The sequence below is a fragment of the Lactobacillus sp. ESL0261 genome (assembly GCF_003693025.1).
Lineage (GTDB): Bacteria > Bacillota > Bacilli > Lactobacillales > Lactobacillaceae > Lactobacillus > Lactobacillus kullabergensis.
Genome location: NZ_REHN01000006.1, coordinates 268657 through 287221, shown reverse-complemented (window position 1 = coordinate 287221; position 18565 = coordinate 268657). Strand labels below are relative to the sequence as shown.

Annotated in this window: 18 protein-coding genes; 5 read left to right on the top strand and 13 right to left on the bottom strand. The window is 35.2% G+C overall.

Features of this window, described 5'->3' with window-relative positions; genetic code table 11:
• Nucleotides 1-19: 19 nt before the first annotated feature.
• From tuf to rpsO, 4 genes are all read right to left on the bottom strand, one after another.
• Complete coding sequence (tuf, locus tag F5ESL0261_RS04770; protein ID WP_045928030.1) at nucleotides 20-1210, bottom strand: elongation factor Tu; 1191 nt, start codon at nucleotides 1208-1210, stop codon at nucleotides 20-22.
• Between the two features lie 185 nt (nucleotides 1211-1395).
• The gene (locus F5ESL0261_RS04765; RefSeq protein WP_122052349.1) at nucleotides 1396-2229 is read right to left on the bottom strand and encodes a tetratricopeptide repeat protein; all 834 of its coding nucleotides are present in this window, start codon (nucleotides 2227-2229) and stop codon (nucleotides 1396-1398) included.
• A 2-nt stretch (nucleotides 2230-2231) separates the two neighbouring features.
• Complete coding sequence (locus F5ESL0261_RS04760) at nucleotides 2232-4013, bottom strand: ribonuclease J (RefSeq protein ID WP_081945342.1); 1782 nt, start codon at nucleotides 4011-4013, stop codon at nucleotides 2232-2234.
• A gap of 159 nt (nucleotides 4014-4172) precedes the next feature.
• Entirely contained in the window at nucleotides 4173-4442 is a 270-nt protein-coding gene (gene rpsO, locus F5ESL0261_RS04755) for a 30S ribosomal protein S15 (protein WP_034979304.1), read from the bottom strand.
• Between the two features lie 200 nt (nucleotides 4443-4642).
• On the opposite strand from rpsO, the gene rpsT reads away from it, so the two are divergent.
• Nucleotides 4643-4894, top strand: coding sequence for a 30S ribosomal protein S20 (gene rpsT / locus F5ESL0261_RS04750; RefSeq protein WP_034979307.1), 252 nt, complete (start codon nucleotides 4643-4645; stop codon nucleotides 4892-4894).
• Nucleotides 4895-4964: 70 nt separating this feature from the next.
• On the opposite strand, the gene holA is transcribed toward rpsT, so the two are convergent.
• The 9 genes from holA to typA all read right to left on the bottom strand — a co-directional run bounded on the left by holA (nucleotide 4965) and on the right by typA (nucleotide 14542).
• Complete coding sequence (holA, locus tag F5ESL0261_RS04745; protein WP_122052348.1) at nucleotides 4965-5951, bottom strand: DNA polymerase III subunit delta; 987 nt, start codon at nucleotides 5949-5951, stop codon at nucleotides 4965-4967.
• A complete protein-coding gene (locus F5ESL0261_RS04740) occupies nucleotides 5948-8239 on the bottom strand; it encodes a DNA internalization-related competence protein ComEC/Rec2 (RefSeq protein ID WP_122052347.1) in 2292 nt (763 codons plus the stop codon). The genes holA and F5ESL0261_RS04740 overlap by 4 nt, the downstream gene beginning before the upstream one ends.
• Entirely contained in the window at nucleotides 8208-8933 is a 726-nt protein-coding gene (locus tag F5ESL0261_RS04735) for a DUF655 domain-containing protein (protein ID WP_109586235.1), read from the bottom strand. Before F5ESL0261_RS04735 ends, F5ESL0261_RS04740 begins: the two co-directional genes overlap by 32 nt.
• 66 nt (nucleotides 8934-8999) lie before the next feature.
• A complete protein-coding gene (locus F5ESL0261_RS04730) occupies nucleotides 9000-10046 on the bottom strand; it encodes a SepM family pheromone-processing serine protease (protein WP_122052346.1) in 1047 nt (348 codons plus the stop codon).
• Entirely contained in the window at nucleotides 10039-10533 is a 495-nt protein-coding gene (gene coaD / locus F5ESL0261_RS04725; RefSeq protein ID WP_122052345.1) for a pantetheine-phosphate adenylyltransferase, read from the bottom strand. The genes F5ESL0261_RS04730 and coaD overlap by 8 nt, the downstream gene beginning before the upstream one ends.
• Complete coding sequence (gene rsmD, locus F5ESL0261_RS04720; RefSeq protein ID WP_122052344.1) at nucleotides 10533-11084, bottom strand: 16S rRNA (guanine(966)-N(2))-methyltransferase RsmD; 552 nt, start codon at nucleotides 11082-11084, stop codon at nucleotides 10533-10535. Before rsmD ends, coaD begins: the two co-directional genes overlap by 1 nt.
• The gene (locus F5ESL0261_RS04715) at nucleotides 11081-11422 is read right to left on the bottom strand and encodes a YlbG family protein (protein ID WP_122052343.1); all 342 of its coding nucleotides are present in this window, start codon (nucleotides 11420-11422) and stop codon (nucleotides 11081-11083) included. The genes rsmD and F5ESL0261_RS04715 overlap by 4 nt, the downstream gene beginning before the upstream one ends.
• A complete protein-coding gene (locus F5ESL0261_RS04710) occupies nucleotides 11412-12599 on the bottom strand; it encodes an FtsW/RodA/SpoVE family cell cycle protein (RefSeq protein ID WP_122052342.1) in 1188 nt (395 codons plus the stop codon). Before F5ESL0261_RS04710 ends, F5ESL0261_RS04715 begins: the two co-directional genes overlap by 11 nt.
• 101 nt (nucleotides 12600-12700) lie before the next feature.
• The gene (gene typA / locus F5ESL0261_RS04705; RefSeq protein ID WP_046332039.1) at nucleotides 12701-14542 is read right to left on the bottom strand and encodes a translational GTPase TypA; all 1842 of its coding nucleotides are present in this window, start codon (nucleotides 14540-14542) and stop codon (nucleotides 12701-12703) included.
• Between the two features lie 254 nt (nucleotides 14543-14796).
• Here typA and def point away from each other — a divergent pair, with 254 nt between their 5' ends.
• From def to F5ESL0261_RS04685, 4 genes are all read left to right on the top strand, one after another.
• Nucleotides 14797-15351 carry a peptide deformylase gene (gene def, locus F5ESL0261_RS04700; RefSeq protein WP_045928019.1) on the top strand — a complete coding sequence of 185 codons (555 nt, stop codon included), beginning with the start codon at nucleotides 14797-14799 and terminating at the stop codon, nucleotides 15349-15351.
• Between the two features lie 177 nt (nucleotides 15352-15528).
• Entirely contained in the window at nucleotides 15529-15753 is a 225-nt protein-coding gene (locus tag F5ESL0261_RS04695) for a DNA-dependent RNA polymerase subunit epsilon (RefSeq protein WP_034979341.1), read from the top strand.
• Between the two features lie 5 nt (nucleotides 15754-15758).
• The gene (gene rnjA, locus F5ESL0261_RS04690) at nucleotides 15759-17438 is read left to right on the top strand and encodes a ribonuclease J1 (protein ID WP_045928018.1); all 1680 of its coding nucleotides are present in this window, start codon (nucleotides 15759-15761) and stop codon (nucleotides 17436-17438) included.
• Nucleotides 17439-17484: 46 nt separating this feature from the next.
• Nucleotides 17485-18435, top strand: coding sequence for a diacylglycerol kinase family protein (locus F5ESL0261_RS04685; protein WP_109586230.1), 951 nt, complete (start codon nucleotides 17485-17487; stop codon nucleotides 18433-18435).
• Nucleotides 18436-18565: the final 130 nt, after the last annotated feature.

Genomic DNA, 18565 nt, shown 5'->3' with positions numbered 1-18565 from the left:
TTAAACTGTTTTTAACGAACTAATCAAGAATTTCAGTAACTTGACCAGCACCAACAGTACGACCACCTTCACGGATAGTGAACTTAGTACCCTTTTCAATGGCTGCTGGTTTAATTAATTTAACAGTAAACTCTGTGTTATCGCCAGGCATAACCATCTCAGTACCTTCTGGTAATTCAATTTCACCAGTGATATCAGTAGTGTGGAAATAGAATTGTGGACGGTAGTCTGAGAAGAATGGGGTGTGACGTCCGCCTTCCTCTTTCTTCAAAACGTAAACTTGTCCTTTAAATTCGTGGTGAGTCTGAATTGAGCCAGGTGCAGCTAAAACTTGTCCACGAACGACTTGATCACGGTCAATACCACGAAGTAATACACCAACGTTATCTCCGGCTTCACCCAAATCCAAAGTCTTGTGGAACATTTCCAAACCAGTAACAACTGATTTAAGAACTTTATCTACCAAGCCGACAATTTCAACTTCATCACCAATCTTAACTGTACCACGATCAATACGACCTGAAGCAACGGTACCACGACCTGTGATTGTGAAGACATCTTCAACTGGCATCAAGAATGGCTTATCAGTTTGACGTTCAGGAGTTGGAATGTATTCATCAACTGTGTCCATCAACTTCATGATAACTTCTTCTTGTTCCTTGTCTCCTTGTAAAGCTTTCAAAGCTGAACCACGGATAACTGGAATATCATCACCAGGGTAATCGTATTCAGTTAACAAGTCACGAACTTCCATCTCTACTAAGTCAATCAATTCTGGGTCGTCAACTAAATCAGTCTTGTTCAAGAAAACAACGATGTAGTTAACACCAACTTGACGAGCAAGTAAAATGTGTTCACGAGTTTGTGGCATAGGACCATCAGTTGCGGCAACAACCAAGATAGCTCCATCCATTTGAGCAGCACCGGTAATCATGTTCTTAATGTAGTCGGCGTGACCTGGAGCGTCCATGTGAGCGTAGTGACGATTTTCAGTTTCGTACTCTACGTGAGCGGTATTAATAGTAATACCACGTTCCTTTTCTTCTGGGGCTGCATCGATCTCTGAGTAATCCTCTGCTTTAGCCAAGCCCTTTTCTGATAAAACTTTAGTAATAGCCGCAGTTAAAGTGGTCTTACCATGGTCAACGTGACCGATAGTACCAATGTTTACGTGTGGCTTTGTTCTTACGTAATGTTCTTTTTCTGCCATTAAAATGACCCTCCTGTAAATTTGCAAGAAGTCCGTTGAGTAAGTAACGGATAGTTCTCTGTTGAATATTGTACTACTTTCATTGGCAAATGCCTAGTATTTTAATGCATAGAGCCATGCCTAATGAAAACGTCCTTTGCTATTATACTAAATACTTTGAAAAAGTAAAGGCATTTTATCCAATTTTATTCGGATATATTATTATCGATTTTCTCAAACAGCTTTTGATTGCTTCTGCCATCATGATTATCAATATAAGAAGCAATATCACTGGCAAAACTGTCAGGATCATCAACATACTTATTTAGTTTAGGATAAAGGCTTCCTAAAATCAAATTAACTTCGCTTAATACAGCTGGAATTTGACTAGGCCTATGGTAGTATCGTGAACCAATGCCTGAAACAACTTCACGATACACCGGATCCTTTTCAAGCAAATTGATGTTCTTGGGAATAAATTCTTCTTCCTGCCCTAATACCAGAATTTTAAATTTATTTCTTAGACCAAGCCTGAATAAATCCTCACATAAAACCAGTCGAACTGCGAAATTTAAACTCGGATCAATCAATAAACTTTGTGCAAAATTTTTATAATTCGATAAATCAAGTTTAAACAGCTTATCATAGTCGTATTTTGTCGGCTTGGATTTTTTCCTAAAAGCAACCATTATTTTTTGTTGCAATTCTAAACTAACAGGTTCTACCGAACATGGCAATTCATAGTCAGTAATATTTTTAACTTCTAAAGCTTCAATAAAAAAATTATTTTTTCTAAGAATTTTGCTATATTCAGCAAAAATTTTAGAATTAGTGAAAAGATCCTTTTCTTCTTTAATTAATTCATAAGCAGAATAACTCTGCTTGTTCTTAATATATAGCTCACATAAATTAAGAACAACCTCGTCGCTGTGACCGTCCCTTAAAGCTTCTTCTAAATTTTGAATAGCCTGAGCCAAATCACCATTTACTTCATTTCTTTTTGCCAGATTAATTAGATTTTTTTGACTAAGTGAAGTCATAGTTAATCTTTCTTGATAATTCTTTGACCGGTCTTATTAACGTCAACTGGGTGATGAGTTTCCTTTTTTGGCATATCATTTTTGCTATTTCTTTTTTGCATTGCTCGATGTCTGTTTTGGTTAACTTCCATTACGACTGGCAAAACTACTGGCCGTCTATTAGTCTTGCGGTAAAGAAATTTTTCCAAATCATTACGCACATCCTGTTTAATTTCAGTCCAGTCAAATTTTTTGTGTTCGAAATTATTAGTTATTGTCTTTTTAATAAGCTCTATGCTGTCACGCATCAACTGTTGATTTGCCTTAATATATACAAACCCTCTGCTGGTAACCTGCGGTTGAGCAACAATTTTTTTCTTGCGACGATCAATAGTAACTACTGCAATAAAGATGCCATCATCGGACAAAACTTCGCGATCGCGTAAAACAATATTGCCAACATCACCAATTCCAGAACCATCAATCATTGTGTCTTCTCCGGGAACAGGATCCGTCAAATAAAGTCGTTTTTGATTAAAGTCATAGCTTAAGCAGTCACCATTTTTTGTAATAAAAATATCATCTTTTTTGAGTCCTGCCCTAATTGCCAAATCTTTGTGAATTTCCAGTAATCGATATTCACCTATAACCGGAATTAAAAATTGTGGCTTTATAATGTCAATAAGCAGTTGTAAATCACGACCCGTCGCATGTCCACTGGTATGTTTTGCTTTACCTAGTTGAATTACAGTACCACCTGCACGATAAACCATATCGCTAGTTTGAGCCACAATAGTCTCTACTGAATGAGAAGGCGTCGTAGCAATAAAAACCAGATCCCCCTTATGAATCGTAATCATACTGTGACGCTTTTTTGCCATTTTTTGTAAAGAGTTTAAAGGCTCACCCATTTGACCGGTTTCAAGAATAACCGTTTTTTCATCAGGAGTTTCTTTTAAATCTTTAACACGCATCAACAAGCCTTTAGGAACATTCAAATAACCAAGATTCATGGCAGTACGGACTATTTTAGCCAAGTCTCTGCCCGTCAGCAAAACGCGTCTGCCAGTTTTATGAGCGGCATTTAAGACTTCCTGAATTCTAATCAGATTAGATGCTTTGGCAGCGACGATTACTCTGCCCTTGGCATTCCGAAAAACATTTGTTACATAGTCCCCAATCTCCTGCTCGGCAACATTGGGCAAAGATGCCTCAGCATTTGAAGAGTCACTTAAAAGTGCTAAAACTTTCTTTTGTCCAATTTCTGCTAAGCGGTCTAAATCCGTACGGTACTTAGGTGCTGCAGAAGGATCAAACTTAAAATCTCCTGTATAAACAACTTCTCCTGCAGGGGTATGCACATCTATTCCCAGCGAATCTGGAATAGAATGAGTAGTCGGGAAAAATGATATATTAGCATTTTTAAAATCAATCTCTGTTTCAGCATCAATAACATGAAAAAGAGTGTTTTTACAGCGCTTATTTTCCCGTTTAACTGTTATTTTAGCCAGTTCGATTGTGAGCTGTGACCCAAAAACTGGTATGTCATACTTTCTTAAAATATACGGCAAAGCTCCTATAGAGTCTGCATGTCCATGTGTTAAAAAGATGCCGACCACCTGATCAGCATATTGCTCAAAAAAGTCTAAATCTGGAATAACCAGATCAATTCCAAACAATGTGCTGTCAGGATATTTAAGACCAGCATCAAGAACAAAAATTTCATCATTAACTTGAACAGCGAACATGTCTTTTCCTTGTTCACGAACGCCGCTCAAAATCATAATTTTAACTTGATCAGTCATTATATTTCCTTTTCCTTAATTTGCTATTCAGTTGTTATTTATGGATCATATGATCACAACGTAAAAAGTATCTTTTTTTATTCTAGCATAAAATGGTATTTTGACAAAAATAAAAAAGCCGATTCCTAATTGAACCAGCTTTTCTGACATTTCAACTAATTAACGACGCAAACCTAACTTCTTGATTAATTCACGATAACGATTAATATCCTTATTTTGTAAATAACGAAGTAAGTTACGACGGTGACCTATTTTCTTCAACAAGCCAACATATGAATGATGGTCATGTGAATGATTCCGCATATGTTCAGTCAGGTTGTTAATATCTGTAGTCAAGATAGCTACCTGAACCTCAGTTGAACCTGTATCACCCTCGTGAGTCGCAAATTTTTGAATTATTTCATCTTTTTCTGCTTTTGAAATTGCCATATTATTTTCACCTTTCACTAGAATAATTGCCGTTAACAACGTTAACCGTCAGGTGTGAGCGCGCAAACAGCGTTAACGGTTCACAACAATAGTATAATACAGACAAATTTTTTAAAAAGCAAGTATTATTTATCTTGCATCTGCATTTATCTTTCAGTATAATCTATAAAGTAGAATTACGATCAATGGAGGTGAAATTTATGCCACAAATCAAATCAGCTATTAAGCGTGTTAAGACTCAAGATGCTACAAGAAAGCGTAATGCTGCTCAAATGAATCAGTTAAGGACTGCAGTTAAAAAGTTCAAGACTGCTCAAGCTGCTGGTGCTGAGAATGCCTCCGAATTACACGTAGCTGCTGCTCGTGCATTAGATAAAGCTGCTTCTAAAGGTCTTATTCATAAGAATAAAGCTAACCGTGATAAAAGCCGTTTAGCAAAACTTGCAAAATAACGATCTTGCTTAATTAATAAATAAAAAGACAGAAATGAAATCATTTCTGTCTTTTTGTTTCTATCAAAATTCATACACTGAGAATAAAAAGTTTTAAGAAATCGTCTTCTCGGTATTGACCACTCTTATAATTAAAATCCAACTTAATTGCCTGCTTTAGTAATCTTGCTATCTTATCTGACGATACTCTATTTTTTAGAGCTAATTTAACGCGGTAGGGATGAACACCCAGAGTTTTTACAATTTCAGGTTCACTGCGACCTCTCTCTTTAAGAACCTTAACAATCAAACTCATTTCTAACTGATTTTCAAATACGGCAAGAATCTGTATTGGATTGTTGCCGTTGTGCAGTTGATTACTTAGCCTTGCCAAAGCTTCCTGGTAATTGTTATTTAACGCTGAATCCAATATGGCAAAAATATTTTGTGCTAATGACAAATCAACATTTTTTTCGACTAATTCAGTTGTGATTTTTCTGTTATCTGTAATCATTTTCAGCTTATTATAATTACTCAAAACAGTATCTACCACTTGATCGCTGCGTTCTAATAAAAGATTTAAAGCAGGGCTTGTAATTTGATACCCCTCCATAGAAATCAAATTTCTGATAAATTTACTCAATTCATAAGGTCGAATTTTAGTTTCAACAACATTAAAATGATTTGTAATAAGCTTTGTTATTTTCTTTCGTCGATCAATTTTTTCATATGAAGAAACAATTACTAAAATATCATCTAGTTGCGTAATATTCTCAAAAATATTTTGCAGTTTTGAAATTTGCTTTTGAAATTTCTTAGGGACTTTTGCTGTTAGAAAAAATGGATTTTTAATTGTTATTACCTTTTTCTGGCTGAAAAGACTCGATTCAGTGAGATCAGCAATTAATTCATCTAATCCTTCTGAATCGCAATCAACAGAAATTTTCTCATATTCTAACATTTTTTTCTCATGAATATATGAATCAGCAATATATTCGTTTAAGAAAGCATCATCGCCATTAATCAGAGTATGAGCAGTTTTCTTATTAGAATCTTTAAATAGTGAAAGTAATGTCATTTCTTAATCACCGGTAAAAATCTTTTGAATTTAGGCTTTACAAAAGCACCATAAGTCCAAGTAATCATACCACAGTCTTGGGTCGATGCCCACGGAATATGTTGACTTTGCAAAGTTTCCATGGTTTCAGGATGGGGATGACCAAAGCGATTTCTGCGACCAGCAGAAATAAAAACTCTTTCTGGATGTAAAGCTTTTAGGAATTCTTTATTTGAAGCAGTACGACTACCATGATGACCTAGCTTGAAGTAATTAACATGCAAATGATATTGATTCATGATCTCCAACTCTCCTTCTTGGCCTAAATCGCCAGTAAAAAGCCATCTTTTGCCGGCCAGTTTAAATGTTAAAGAAAGAGAATCTTCATTTTTTCCTAAGCCTGGCTTAAAAGGATAAACAGTCTGAAAAGATAGTTGAGAGTCATTAACTTCATTCCCTGCTAACAATTGTATAATTTGGTCTTTCTTGATTTTTCCAGTGATTCTTTTTTGAAAAGAAGGATTTTGAATTAATCCTCGCGCCACATATAAATTTTCTACTTTAATTTGATTCAAAAGTGGCTTCAAATCACCTACATGATCTGCATCTTGGTGTGTAATAAATATCCCATTAATTTTGCTTATACCTTGAGCTTTCAAAAATGGGAGAGTAATTTTGTTAACCTGCGGATTTATTTTTTTGCCGTTGAAATTAAGTTTTCCACCGACATCTATTAAATAAACTTTTCTAAAAAACGGAGTGGAAATAAAAATGCTGTCTCCTTGGCCAACGTCAATGAAAGTTACTTGACCTTGAAGTGGAAAATGAATGGTCAAAAAAACCAATCCATATATAAATAAAAGACATACTATAAATCTTTTTATTATTTTTTTACAGTTTGGTTTTTCATTTATCCAAATCAATATAATAGACGTCAGAATTAATAGAAAAAGACATTGCCACCAGTTTATTTTGCCAAATGTTAAAAGGCCAATTTTACTGTTAGAAATTTGTGCAATTTGTTTTTCTCCAAGTTCAAGTATTCTTTCAAATAAAAAACTGCATTTTGGATTAATTTTAAAGATCAGCAAGTTCAAAAAAGTTAAAGGCATCACGACCCAGTTGAAATATGGCACAATTAACAGATTAAAAAAAACAGTTAATATATTAAATTGAAAAAAGTAAAATAAAAGCAATGGCAGTAAGAGATTATTTAAAGAAAATGACTGCTTAAATTTAGTCATGTGATTAGTCATTTCCAGACCCAGGGCTAAAATATAGCTTAAAACTGCTCCAGTGCTCATCATTAAACGAGGATTGATTATTAGGTGCAAAATTGCAGTTAGTCCAAGTAAATCACTTTTGTTAATTTGTAATTTATTTTTTATAGAAAATAGTTGACCCAAAATATAGGTCAAACTTGCTCTGATAAAACCAACTTGACTATTACTGAGAAAAATCCCTACCAGTAAAATAAGCAAACAAAAAACAAAGGTCTCGCCTTCTGTTAATTTTAAAAAATAACAAAATTTACTGATTAGTAAGGTATAAATACCAACATGCAGACCAGAAATACTCAAGATGTGTATTACGCCAAGGTCACGATAATTATTCAGAATTGTTTGAAATCTCCGACTTGGATTTTCACCTAGGATCAGTTCACTACTAAAAAAAGATAAAATTGGTGGCATTTGCTGAAAAAATTTTTTTAAATGGAATCGCAAAAAATGCAAATAGTTCCAAATGCCACTCTTGTCAATTTTAATTCTATAGCTTGTTAGTTTGACTTCTTGAGAAATGTTTTTATATCGATAAAATTTTTGCAAGTCAAATTGTCCATAGTTAGAAGCCGGTTCAATCGGATTTACATCACCAGATAAACAATAAAGTTTAACTCTGTACCCTGATTTTATTTGTTGTATCTGTCTTGAGTTTATTCTCCCAGAGACTTTAACTTTGCTTTTTTCTACTTGACCCTCAACTGTGAACCAATCGTCAAAAATATCAACTTGATCAGGGTAAAAAACTATTTGAGAGCTTGGTCTGATTACAAAGTCAGTTTGCTTTTTATCGAAGCAAGTTGCAAAAAATGCTATAAAAAGTATTACAAGAGAAAACCATCTTAAAGAATTAAACTTATAAAAAAGCAAATATGAAAGATAAGCGGCTATTAAAAAAGAACATGACTTTTGTATTAAGGTATCGCATTGATAGTATAAAAAACTCAAATCAATCAGTAATAATGCTAATACAAGAAGGAACCCTGGTTTTAAAACATCAAACTTCCAATTGGTCTTTAAGCGCCACAAATGTTTTTTCTCCAATTCCAGACACCTGTTTCAGTTCTTCTATGGATTTAAATTGGCCACTCTTTTGACGATAAGCAATAATTTGCTGTGCTTTTTTCTCTCCAATACCATTAAGCTGCTGTAGTTGTTGTAGATTTGCAGTATTGATGTTTACTTTATTGCCTGCAGTCGTTTGACCACTATTTTTGTCATTAAATTCACTAGAAACCGGATCAGATGAATTAGATGAAACCGATTCTACCACTTGCTCTGCCTTTATTTTTTCTCCTATATAAGGAATATGAATCTTATCCTGATCTTTCAATATCAAAGCTCGGTTAACCCTTTTCAACTGAGCGTTGCTTTTAATACCTCCTGCTGCAGCGATCAGCTCATTCAATCGTGCTCCATTTTTTAGTGTATATACTCCTTGATGATTAACCGCACCTGAAATGTCACACGTGACATTTTTAGGCTTATCTGCAGCAATTTCTTCTGTTTTTATTTCCTTTGAGTTCGTTATACCAGTCAAGTTGTCAGTGTTGTCTTTTTTACTTTGCAAAAATTCAGTGTTTTCATCATCGAAATCACTTAAATTTTCGTTGGATCCTGACTTTTTAAGCTCAATAAAAAAAACGGCCATTAGGCATGCCAATCCAATGAAAAAATACTTTTTGTGCTCGTCAATAAAAGTTTTTATTTTTTCCCAATCCATTTTCTCAACTCCTATTTTTAAGTACGCAAAAAAGCCCAAAAACTTTTGGACTTTTATTAATTTCTATTAGTATTTTTCATGTAAATAATGAAGTGCGTCATCAAATGTGCGTACAGGAACAATTTTCATTTTTGTTCCTATTTGCTTGGCTGTCTTTTTAGCAAGTAGATAATTACTTGCACTTTTCTTCATCCCCGCTGTATCAACAGGTGCAAAAAAGACCTCAGCTCCAGCACGATCAGCAGCCACAACTTTTTTATCAACACCGCCAATCATACCTACTTTTCCTGACGGACTAATTGTCCCAGTTCCGGCAATTTTATGACCTTCAGCTAAGTGCTTGCCGGAAAAAACTTCATAACTTGTTAAAGTGAACATTAACCCGGCAGATGGTCCTCCTATTGCACCAGCATTAATTGTAACTTTTGGCTTTGTTTCAACCTGTACATGCTCCACTAGCTGAATTCCGATGCCAGGTTTGCCTGTACCTTTGACCTTGACAATCTTTCCTTTAAAATTGATTTTTTTCTGTTCTCGCACAACATTAATTACAGTTTTAGAACCTAACTGCTTTTTTTGAAAATAACTGATCATTTCTTCTGTTGAATGAAATTTATGACCATCAGCACCTAAAACTGTATCCCCGATTTGCAATTTGCCTTTAAAGCTTGAGCCTTTTAGTACCTGCATAACGTAAACACCCTTATAGTGGAGTTTAGGTTTTAGTCCAGCCTTTTTGGCCGCATAATATATAGCATTTTGTTGACTAGTTTGCATATACCAATTTTGTAATTCTTGGTATTGACTACTGCTTGAACCACCCAACAACTCGGTTTTTGGAATACGACTAGCATGTTTTTGGGTAAAACTAAAAAGGTATTCCCATACTGTTGCCGGCTGACTTGTTTCACTGACTGTCACTAAATAAAAATTACTTGGCGGCTTAACGTTGCTTTTTACAAATTGACCAATTGAAACAGCACTGCCTGGCATTTCAATATAGTAATTGGTTGGCCAGTTTAAGCCAATAAAAACCAGAAAAAATGCCAAAATAATAAATAGCCATTTTCGAGCTTTTGAAAACTTCTTGAGTGGTTTCTTTTCATTATTCATGTTTGTTATAACCTATTTTTTCTTTTAAAGCCTGTGCTGCTTTAGTAGGCAAAAAGCTAGCAAAATCACCATTAAACTGCGCAATTTCTTTTATAATACTGGACGCAACAAAGCTATTTTCTGGCTCAGTAAAAAGCAAAACGGTACTTATGTCACTTGCCATTTTTTTATTCATTTCTGCAATCTGCTGTTCAAATAAAAAATCTGTGGTATTTCTTACGCCACGCACAATTGTATTTGCGCCCAAATCGCGTGCAACGTTAACAGTAAGCTGGTTAGGCTTTAGCAACACTTGAACATTTTTCAGATCTTTAACAGCATCATTAATCAAGTCTTCTCTTTCTTCATTTGTGAAAAGATATTTTTTAGCCGTATTGATCATCACCACTACGTAAACTTTATCAAATATCGCAGCAGCCTGATTAATTATATCAACGTGCCCTTTAGTAATAGGGTCAAAACTTCCTGGAAATATTGCGACACTCATTAATATTCCTTTCGATAAAAACGAACAATAGTTTTACCTAAATGTTTTTCCTTAATTAGCTGAAAACTACTACTTGTTTTTAAATTTGTTTGATCATTGGTTTCAGCCACCACCACTGCACCACTGTTTAACAGTTCTAGGTCAACCATTTTTGCCATATCGTCTGCAATTCTTTGTTTAGCATAAGGTGGATCTAAGAAAATAAGATCAAATTTTTGTTTTTCTTCGGCAAATTTACTTAAAGCTGCATTGCTAGACATTTTATATACTGCAAAACGTTCAGGATCCTTTGTCAAAGCAACGTTTTTACGAATGATGCTAACGGCCTGATAATTAATGTCAACTATAACTGCATGAGAGCATCCCCGAGAAACGGCCTCAATTGCCAAAGCGCCACTTCCCCCGTATAAATCTAAAACTTCTCCACCACTAAAAAATTGACCTAATGAATTAAACAGCGATTCTTTAACCTTATCACTAGTTGGTCTTGTTTTCTGGCTTTTCAACGTAAATAAATTGCGTTTGGCGTATTTTCCGGAAATAATTCTCATAATATTTGTTCTGTATCTTCCTGACGTTCCTGTAATGTTTTTTCGGCTTTTTTGGCTAAATCTCTAATTTGATTTTCAATATGGTCACTGGACAGATTAATTTGATTCCAATTTGATTTTTCTACTTTTTTAACAAAATCATGTGAATTCAAATCTTGGCATACTTGCTCAATTTCTTTTTTATTGACATATAAAATACAATAAGCAAATTTTTTAGAAAAATAAACAATGTCACCATATCGTCTCAATTTATATTGATCACTAATTGAATTTAAATAAACAGTAAGGCTTTGTCTTTGAATAATATTTTTATTAGCTAAATCTTCTTCAACGCCCATTTGCAAACCTTTCCTCATTTTTAATTCGTTCATTTGCTGAAATATTCAACACAATTCCGATAGCTGCTGACAAAATTATTAAAGACGATCCTCCATAGGAAATAAATGGCAGCGTGACCCCGGTAATGGGTAATAAACCGAGTACAGCACCCACATTAAAAACTGTCTGTGTAAAAATAATTGTTGTTACTCCAAAACATACTAAAGCATTGAATTGTGAGCTTGCATGAATACCAACTTCCATAATACTCCAAATTAAATAAAAAATTAGACCAATTACTAGCAGTGCACCGATAACCCCGATTTCTTCTGCAATTACTGCTAAAATAAAGTCTGTATAAGGCTCGGGCAGATAGCCTCTTTTTTGCATGCTATTACCCAGACCTACACCAAATAAACCACCATTATGGATAGCATAGTATGAATTAACCAGTTGTGCTCCTCCTTTTTGCTCCAGTTCAAACGGGTGCAGAAAAGAAAGAAAACGACGATACTGATACTTATTTTGCAAAAATTCAGGATTCCATTTGATGATTAGGAAAACAAGCAGGTAAACTCCGACCGCAATACCAATAAGACATAAGACTGCATTCTTAGCGGGAACACCAGAAACTGAGAACATGACGATGACAATCATTGCCAAAACAGCGGTACCGCCAAAATCAGGCTCAAGGATAACCAAAAACATCATAAAAGAAGCTAAAATTGCTGGTCTTGATAAGTTTTGAATAATTTGCCCTTTATTAAAAGAACCATCATGACGATCTAAAAAATAAGCTAAATAAATTATCAAGGATAATTTGGCAATTTCCAGAGGTTGAATCTTAATTATTTTTAAATTAATCCAACCGACAGAACCATTGACTGCAGCAGCAGACCCTTTAAAAATTTTCAAGCAAATCAAATAAAAAAGTAATAAAATGCTGATTCCGAGAAACCAAATGACAAACTTCCGACTCTTGAAAATATTAAGTTTTAAAAAAAAGCAGAGAGCACAAAAAACAAAAACCGCAAAAAAAGCATACATGGCTTGGCGTATACCGTAAAATGCCGGATTAAACCCATTCACAAGCAAAATATCCGAGCTAGCGGAATAGACTATCACTATTCCAAAGACCACTAACAAGATATAGGGCAAGAAAATATTGTAATTTAAATGGTGAAGTTTTTGCCGCACAAGCCGACCTCTCCTTCTATAATAAATTAACCTTTATTATAAGTATTATAAAACAAAAAGAGCACCACTTCATCAGTGAGTGCCCTTCTTAAAAAATTTATTTACTTCTTATTACGTCTCTTATCGGCTTTTTGTCTCTCAGAAGTGTTCAGAATTTTCTTTCTTAACCTGATTGAATCTGGTGTTACCTCACAATATTCATCATCATTTAAGAACTCTATGGCTTCTTCAAGCGTTAAAGTTTTAGGAGTTCTAATAGCTGCGGCATGGTCCTTACCCGCAGCACGAGTGTTAGTCAGGTTTTTTCCTTTGATAACATTAACTGCGATATCACGATCACGAGAGGATTGACCAACAATCATTCCTTCATAAACTTCAACTCCGGCTCCAATAAACAATTCACCACGTTGCTCAACAGTTTGCAAAGAATATGTGGTTGACTTACCCTGGCTAATGGAAACTAAAGCACCATTTTGACGACCCGGTTCCCAATTCTTAACAACAGGTTTATATGAATCAAAACTATGATTCATAATGCCGTAGCCACCAGTTTGAGACATAAATTCATTGTTATAGCCAATTAATCCGCGAGATGGAACTAGGAAGTCAAGCCGAGTTTGGTTGTTACCGGTAGATGCCATGTTCTTCATTTCTCCTTTTCTTTGAGAAAGTGAATCAATGACAGAACCAACATATTCGTCAGGCGTATCCACTTGAACTGCTTCAAATGGTTCACACATTTTACCATCAATTTCACGGTAGATAACTTTTGGTCTTGATAATTGCAATTCAAAACCTTCACGCCGCATTTCTTCAACCAAAATTGAAAGGTGGAGCTCACCACGTCCTGAAACGGTCCAAGCGTTTAATTGATCGGTTGGATCAACTTTCAAAGAAACATCGGTTCTAGTTTGCTTAATTAAACGATCTTCCAACTTTTTAGGAGTAACTTTGTCACCTTCGCGACCAGCAAAAGGTGAATCGTTAGCTACAAAATCCATTTGCAGTGTAGGTGGATCAATCTTAAGAAGAGGCAAAGCTTCAGGATTTTCGGCTGAAGCAATAGTTTCACCGACAAAAATATCGTTAATACCACTAATGGCAATGATATCACCAGCTTTAGCTTCCGTAATCTCATTACGCTTTAAGCCAAAGAAACCGAACAGTTTGGTAACTCTAAAGTTTTGGGTAGAACCGTCACGTTTCATAACAGTAATATTATCGCCAACTTTAACTCGCCCGCGATAAATACGGCCAACACCTATACGACCAACATAATCATCCCAGTCGAGCATCGTAATTTGGAATTGCAAAGGCTCCTCAGAATTATCAATTGGTGCTGGAATTGATTTAATAATCGTGTCAAAAATAGGGTTCATAGTTTCTTCCTGTTTTGACGGATCAGGATCATAAGAGGAGGTACCATTTAAAGCAGATGCATAAACTACTGGGAAGTCAAGCTGCTCATCGTTTGCTCCTAATTCAATAAATAATTCCAGCACTTCGTCAAGAACTTCTTTAGGACGAGCACCAGGACGGTCAATCTTGTTGATAACAACAATTGGCTTAACTCCAGCTTCTAATGCCTTTTTAAGTACGAAACGAGTTTGTGGCATAGTGCCTTCATAAGCATCAACCAATAATAAAGCACCGTCGACCATATGCATGATTCTTTCGACTTCACCACCGAAATCGGCGTGTCCTGGAGTATCCAGAATATTAATGGTTGTATCACCATATTTAACCGCAGTGTTTTTAGATAAAATAGTTATACCACGTTCACGCTCAATATCATTTGAATCCATTGCACGATCTTCCAAAGCCATATGTTCAGGGAGTGTGTCGGATTGTTTCAACAATTGGTTAACCAGAGTAGTTTTACCATGGTCAACGTGCGCTATGATAGCTATATTCCTAATATCGTCTCTTCTTTTTTCTGACAAAAGTATTCCTCCTCCACTCCTCAATAAAAAAACTGTGACGTGGTCACAGTTTCGGCGGCACATCAAAAACATGCTGATCGAAGTGTTTCATATCTATATATTTACGCTCATTGATTTTACCACCTAACAGTTTACGGGTCAACGTTTATCCCTCTTTTTCAAATTAAAAATTTAGTATAGAATAAAAAGCAGACAAATTAGTTTATTTTATGTTACAAATATAAATATAAACTTTTATGAAAGAGTGAATGTAATTGATTTTAATGAAAGATATTACCCGTGACGGTAACCCAGTATTGCGCAAAGTAGCTAAACCATTAACTTTTCCTTTAAGCGAACATTATCAAAATTTGGCTAAAGAAATGATGGAATATCTAGTTAACTCGCAAGATCCTAAAATTGCAGAAAAGCATCAATTGCGTGCCGGTGTTGGTTTGGCCGCCCCACAAGTTGGTGAAAGCGTTCAAATGGCTTCCTTACTGGTACCAAATGACAAGGGCGATATTGTTTTTAAGGAAACTTTTGTCAATCCTGAAATTTTATCCGAATCCGTTAGACAAGCTTGCTTAAGTGAAGGTGAAGGATGCCTGAGTGTAGACAAGGTAATCGATGGTTATGTGCCTCGTCCTGATAAATTAAAAATTCATTATTATACTGTAGCTGGTGAAGAAAAAACTATTCGCTTAAAAGACTACCCAGCAATTGTTGCATCTCATGAAATCGAACATTTACGGGGACATCTTTTTTATGACCGAATCAATAAGCAAGATCCATTTAAATTGGCTGAAGATACTATAGTCATTTATTAATTTAATTAAAAAGATTTTTGGCCGTCATTTTATTGCTTTGACGGTTTTTTTAATAAAGCCGGCAAAACTTGATTCTATACTTGTTTTTGCATGTATGGTAGAATTTTACTAGCTATTGGATACTTTATGTTATCCAAAATTAGAACGTTTTATTAACTGAATAAGGAGAATACAAATATGATCTACAAAGTTTTGTATCAAAAAGACAAGGTTGTTAATCCTAGACGGGAAACAACCCAAACTCTTTATCTTGAGGCCGACAACATGGTGGCCGCAAGAACAATGGTTGAGGAAAATACCCCCTATAATATTGAACTCATCCAAGAATTGGCTGGCAATTCGTTAACTTACGAAAAAGAGCACGCCGATTTTAAATTAACCACTTTTGAGAGTAAGAAGTAGTCTCTGTGCGTATTAAAAATAATGAAGTTGCTGTAGTTGCAATCGGGGGGTTGCACGAAATTGGCAAAAATATGTACTGTGTACAATATCAAGACGAAATCATTATCATGGATTGTGGTATTAAGTTTCCTGAGGATGACCTTCTTGGTATTAATTATGTGATTTCTGATTATTCTTATTTGATAAAAAATCGCAAAAAAATTAAAGCTCTAGTTGTCAGTCACGGACATGAAGACCACATTGGCGGGATCCCCTTCTTACTTGAAAAGATTCCGGAAATTCCGGTATATGCCACACCTTTCGCGCTTGCTTTAATCAAAGGAAAACTTGAAGAACACGGCATTCTGAGGACTACAGAATTACATGAAGAACACGAAGACACTGTTCTTAAATTCAAGAAGTTGACGGTTACTTTCTTCAGAACAACTCACTCGATTCCTGACACTTTAGGTATAGCCGTACATACCCCACTTGGTGCAGTCGTATTTACAGGAGATTTTAAATTTGATTTAACGCCTGTAATGAACCAACCTGCTCCAGATTTTCAAAAAATGGCTCAATTAGGCAATGAAGGAGTTTTGGCACTACTATCAGATTCGACTAATGCTGAAGTCAGCCAATTTACTAAGTCTGAACGTTTTGTTGCTAAATCCTTACATGACATTATTACTGGGATACATGGAAGAATAATTTTTGCAACTTTCGCATCTAACCTCTATCGTGTTTCAACTGCTATCCAAGCGGCCAAAGATACAGGTCGCAAAGTCGCAATTTTCGGGCGTAGTATGGAAAACGGAGTGCAAAATGGCATTGATCTAGGCTATTTAAATGTACCTGACGGCTTAATTGTTGATGCTAACGAAATAAACCATACTCCTGCAGAAGAAGTTATGATTTTATGTACCGGATCTCAAGGTGAACCTTTAGCTGCTCTTTCAAGAATAGCTAATGGCACGCACCGACAAATTAGTTTACAGCCTGGTGATACGGTTATATTTTCATCAAACCCAATTCCTGGAAATACTTTGAGCGTTAACCATTTAATTAATAAATTAATGGAAGGCGGAGCTAGTGTTGTTCACGGCCGAATTAATAATGTTCATACTTCAGGTCATGGTGGTCAAGAAGAACTAAAAATGATGGTTCGCTTAACTAAACCTAAATATATGATTCCTGTTCACGGCGAATACCGCATGCAAGTCATCCACACTGAACTGGCTCAAGCAGCTGGGGTCCCTGCTGATAATACTTTCGTTTTAGAAAATGGTGAAGTTGTCTGTTTTGGACCAGAGGGTTCAAGAATAGCTGGTCATATCCCAGCAGGTGACGTATACGTTGATACTTCAGGCACAGCTGATGTTGGTAATGTAGTTGTTCATGATCGGCAAGTTTTATCTGAAGATGGACTTGTTGTCGTTGTCGCTACAGTCGATTACAAGCACAAGCGCGTCTTAGCAGGGCCTGATGTCTTAAGCCGGGGATTTGTCTATATGCGCGAATCTACTGAACTAATCAATCAGGCTCAGAAACATATTTACCATATTATTAAATCAGAAATGGACAAAATGGATCATCCTAAAGACAGCGTAATTCGCAATGCAATTATTGCTAATCTTTCTGATTTTCTGTATTCTAAAACTAAAAGACGGCCGATGATTTTACCAATGTTAGTTGAGAAAAAATAAGCAAAAGCCCATTCTACAGGGCTTTTTTATATAATGAATAGAATATATGAACAACAAATTAAAAATACATCTTTTGGTTAATGAAGTAGCTGGCAATGGTCACGCTAAAAAAGTTCTTGAGCAAACAAAATCTATACTAATTAATGAAAATATAAATTTTGACCTTAAAAAAAGCAATTATGCTGGAGAAGCAATTCGTATAGCGCAGGATTATGGTAATCAAAGACATTTGCCAAATGAAGTTCTTTTAGTTATTGGCGGTGACGGATCGCTCAATGAGGTTCTTAACGGAATTAAGTGGTCAAGCAATCCGAATACACCTATTGCTTACTTACCGGCTGGAACTGGCAATGATTTCGCTCGTGCAGCTAGTTTAACTGATGATCCCCAAATTCTTTTAGAGCATTTCAAAAAAGGCTTTAAACCAGATTTAATTGATTGTGGTTCTTTTATTTTTCCAGATATCACTATTGATAAAAAATATTATTTTGCAAACAGCTTTGGTATCGGTTTTGATGCATTTGTAAACCACAATAGTAATATATCTAAACTTAAAAAACTATTAAACCGACTTAACGAAGGAAAACTAATTTACGGTTATAATGTTCTAGCCACTGTTACGAAGCAGGACACATTTGGTGTTGAAATTGAACGAGAAGGTCACAAAATTTATTTTGATGACGCTTTTATGGTTACCACTACTAATCATCCGTACCTGGGTGGCGGCCTTCCTCTTTTACCCAGTGCTAAAATTGACAATCACAAAATTGATACCGTTGTAGTAGAAAAATTTAGCCTGGCAAAACTGGTAAAATTATTTATTAATCTTCTTAAAGACGGCTCACACGTTAATGATCCACAGTTTCACTATTTTGAAGCCGAAAAGATTAAAGTCACTACTACAAAAAAAGAATTCGCTCAAGTTGATGGCGAAGAAATAAAAAGAAATTCTTTTAATATTGAGTTTTCTGTTTCAAGTTTTAACTTATTGCGTTAAAAAAAATATAAATTAAAGGAGCTATGCCTTAACTGCTTAGCTCCTTTTTCATCGAAATTATATTAAAAAATTAATTTTTATTTATTATATTTAAAATGTATCTTTAATGTGGTATCATTTGATGTGTTAA

Bases quoted from the DNA above. Each gene is read 5' to 3' on its own strand.
- tuf (WP_045928030.1), bottom strand. From the start codon at position 1,210: ATGGCAGAAAAAGAACATTACGTAAGAACAAAGCCACACGTAAACATT.
- F5ESL0261_RS04765 (WP_122052349.1), bottom strand. From the start codon at position 2,229: ATGACTTCACTTAGTCAAAAAAATCTAATTAATCTGGCAAAAAGAAAT.
- F5ESL0261_RS04760 (WP_081945342.1), bottom strand. From the start codon at position 4,013: ATGACTGATCAAGTTAAAATTATGATTTTGAGCGGCGTTCGTGAACAA.
- rpsO (WP_034979304.1), bottom strand. From the start codon at position 4,442: ATGGCAATTTCAAAAGCAGAAAAAGATGAAATAATTCAAAAATTTGCG.
- rpsT (WP_034979307.1), top strand. From the start codon at position 4,643: ATGCCACAAATCAAATCAGCTATTAAGCGTGTTAAGACTCAAGATGCT.
- holA (WP_122052348.1), bottom strand. From the start codon at position 5,951: ATGACATTACTTTCACTATTTAAAGATTCTAATAAGAAAACTGCTCAT.
- F5ESL0261_RS04735 (WP_109586235.1), bottom strand. From the start codon at position 8,933: ATGGATTGGGAAAAAATAAAAACTTTTATTGACGAGCACAAAAAGTAT.
- F5ESL0261_RS04730 (WP_122052346.1), bottom strand. From the start codon at position 10,046: ATGAATAATGAAAAGAAACCACTCAAGAAGTTTTCAAAAGCTCGAAAA.
- coaD (WP_122052345.1), bottom strand. From the start codon at position 10,533: ATGAGTGTCGCAATATTTCCAGGAAGTTTTGACCCTATTACTAAAGGG.
- rsmD (WP_122052344.1), bottom strand. From the start codon at position 11,084: ATGAGAATTATTTCCGGAAAATACGCCAAACGCAATTTATTTACGTTG.
- F5ESL0261_RS04715 (WP_122052343.1), bottom strand. From the start codon at position 11,422: ATGGGCGTTGAAGAAGATTTAGCTAATAAAAATATTATTCAAAGACAA.
- F5ESL0261_RS04695 (WP_034979341.1), top strand. From the start codon at position 15,529: ATGATCTACAAAGTTTTGTATCAAAAAGACAAGGTTGTTAATCCTAGA.
- F5ESL0261_RS04685 (WP_109586230.1), top strand. From the start codon at position 17,485: ATGAACAACAAATTAAAAATACATCTTTTGGTTAATGAAGTAGCTGGC.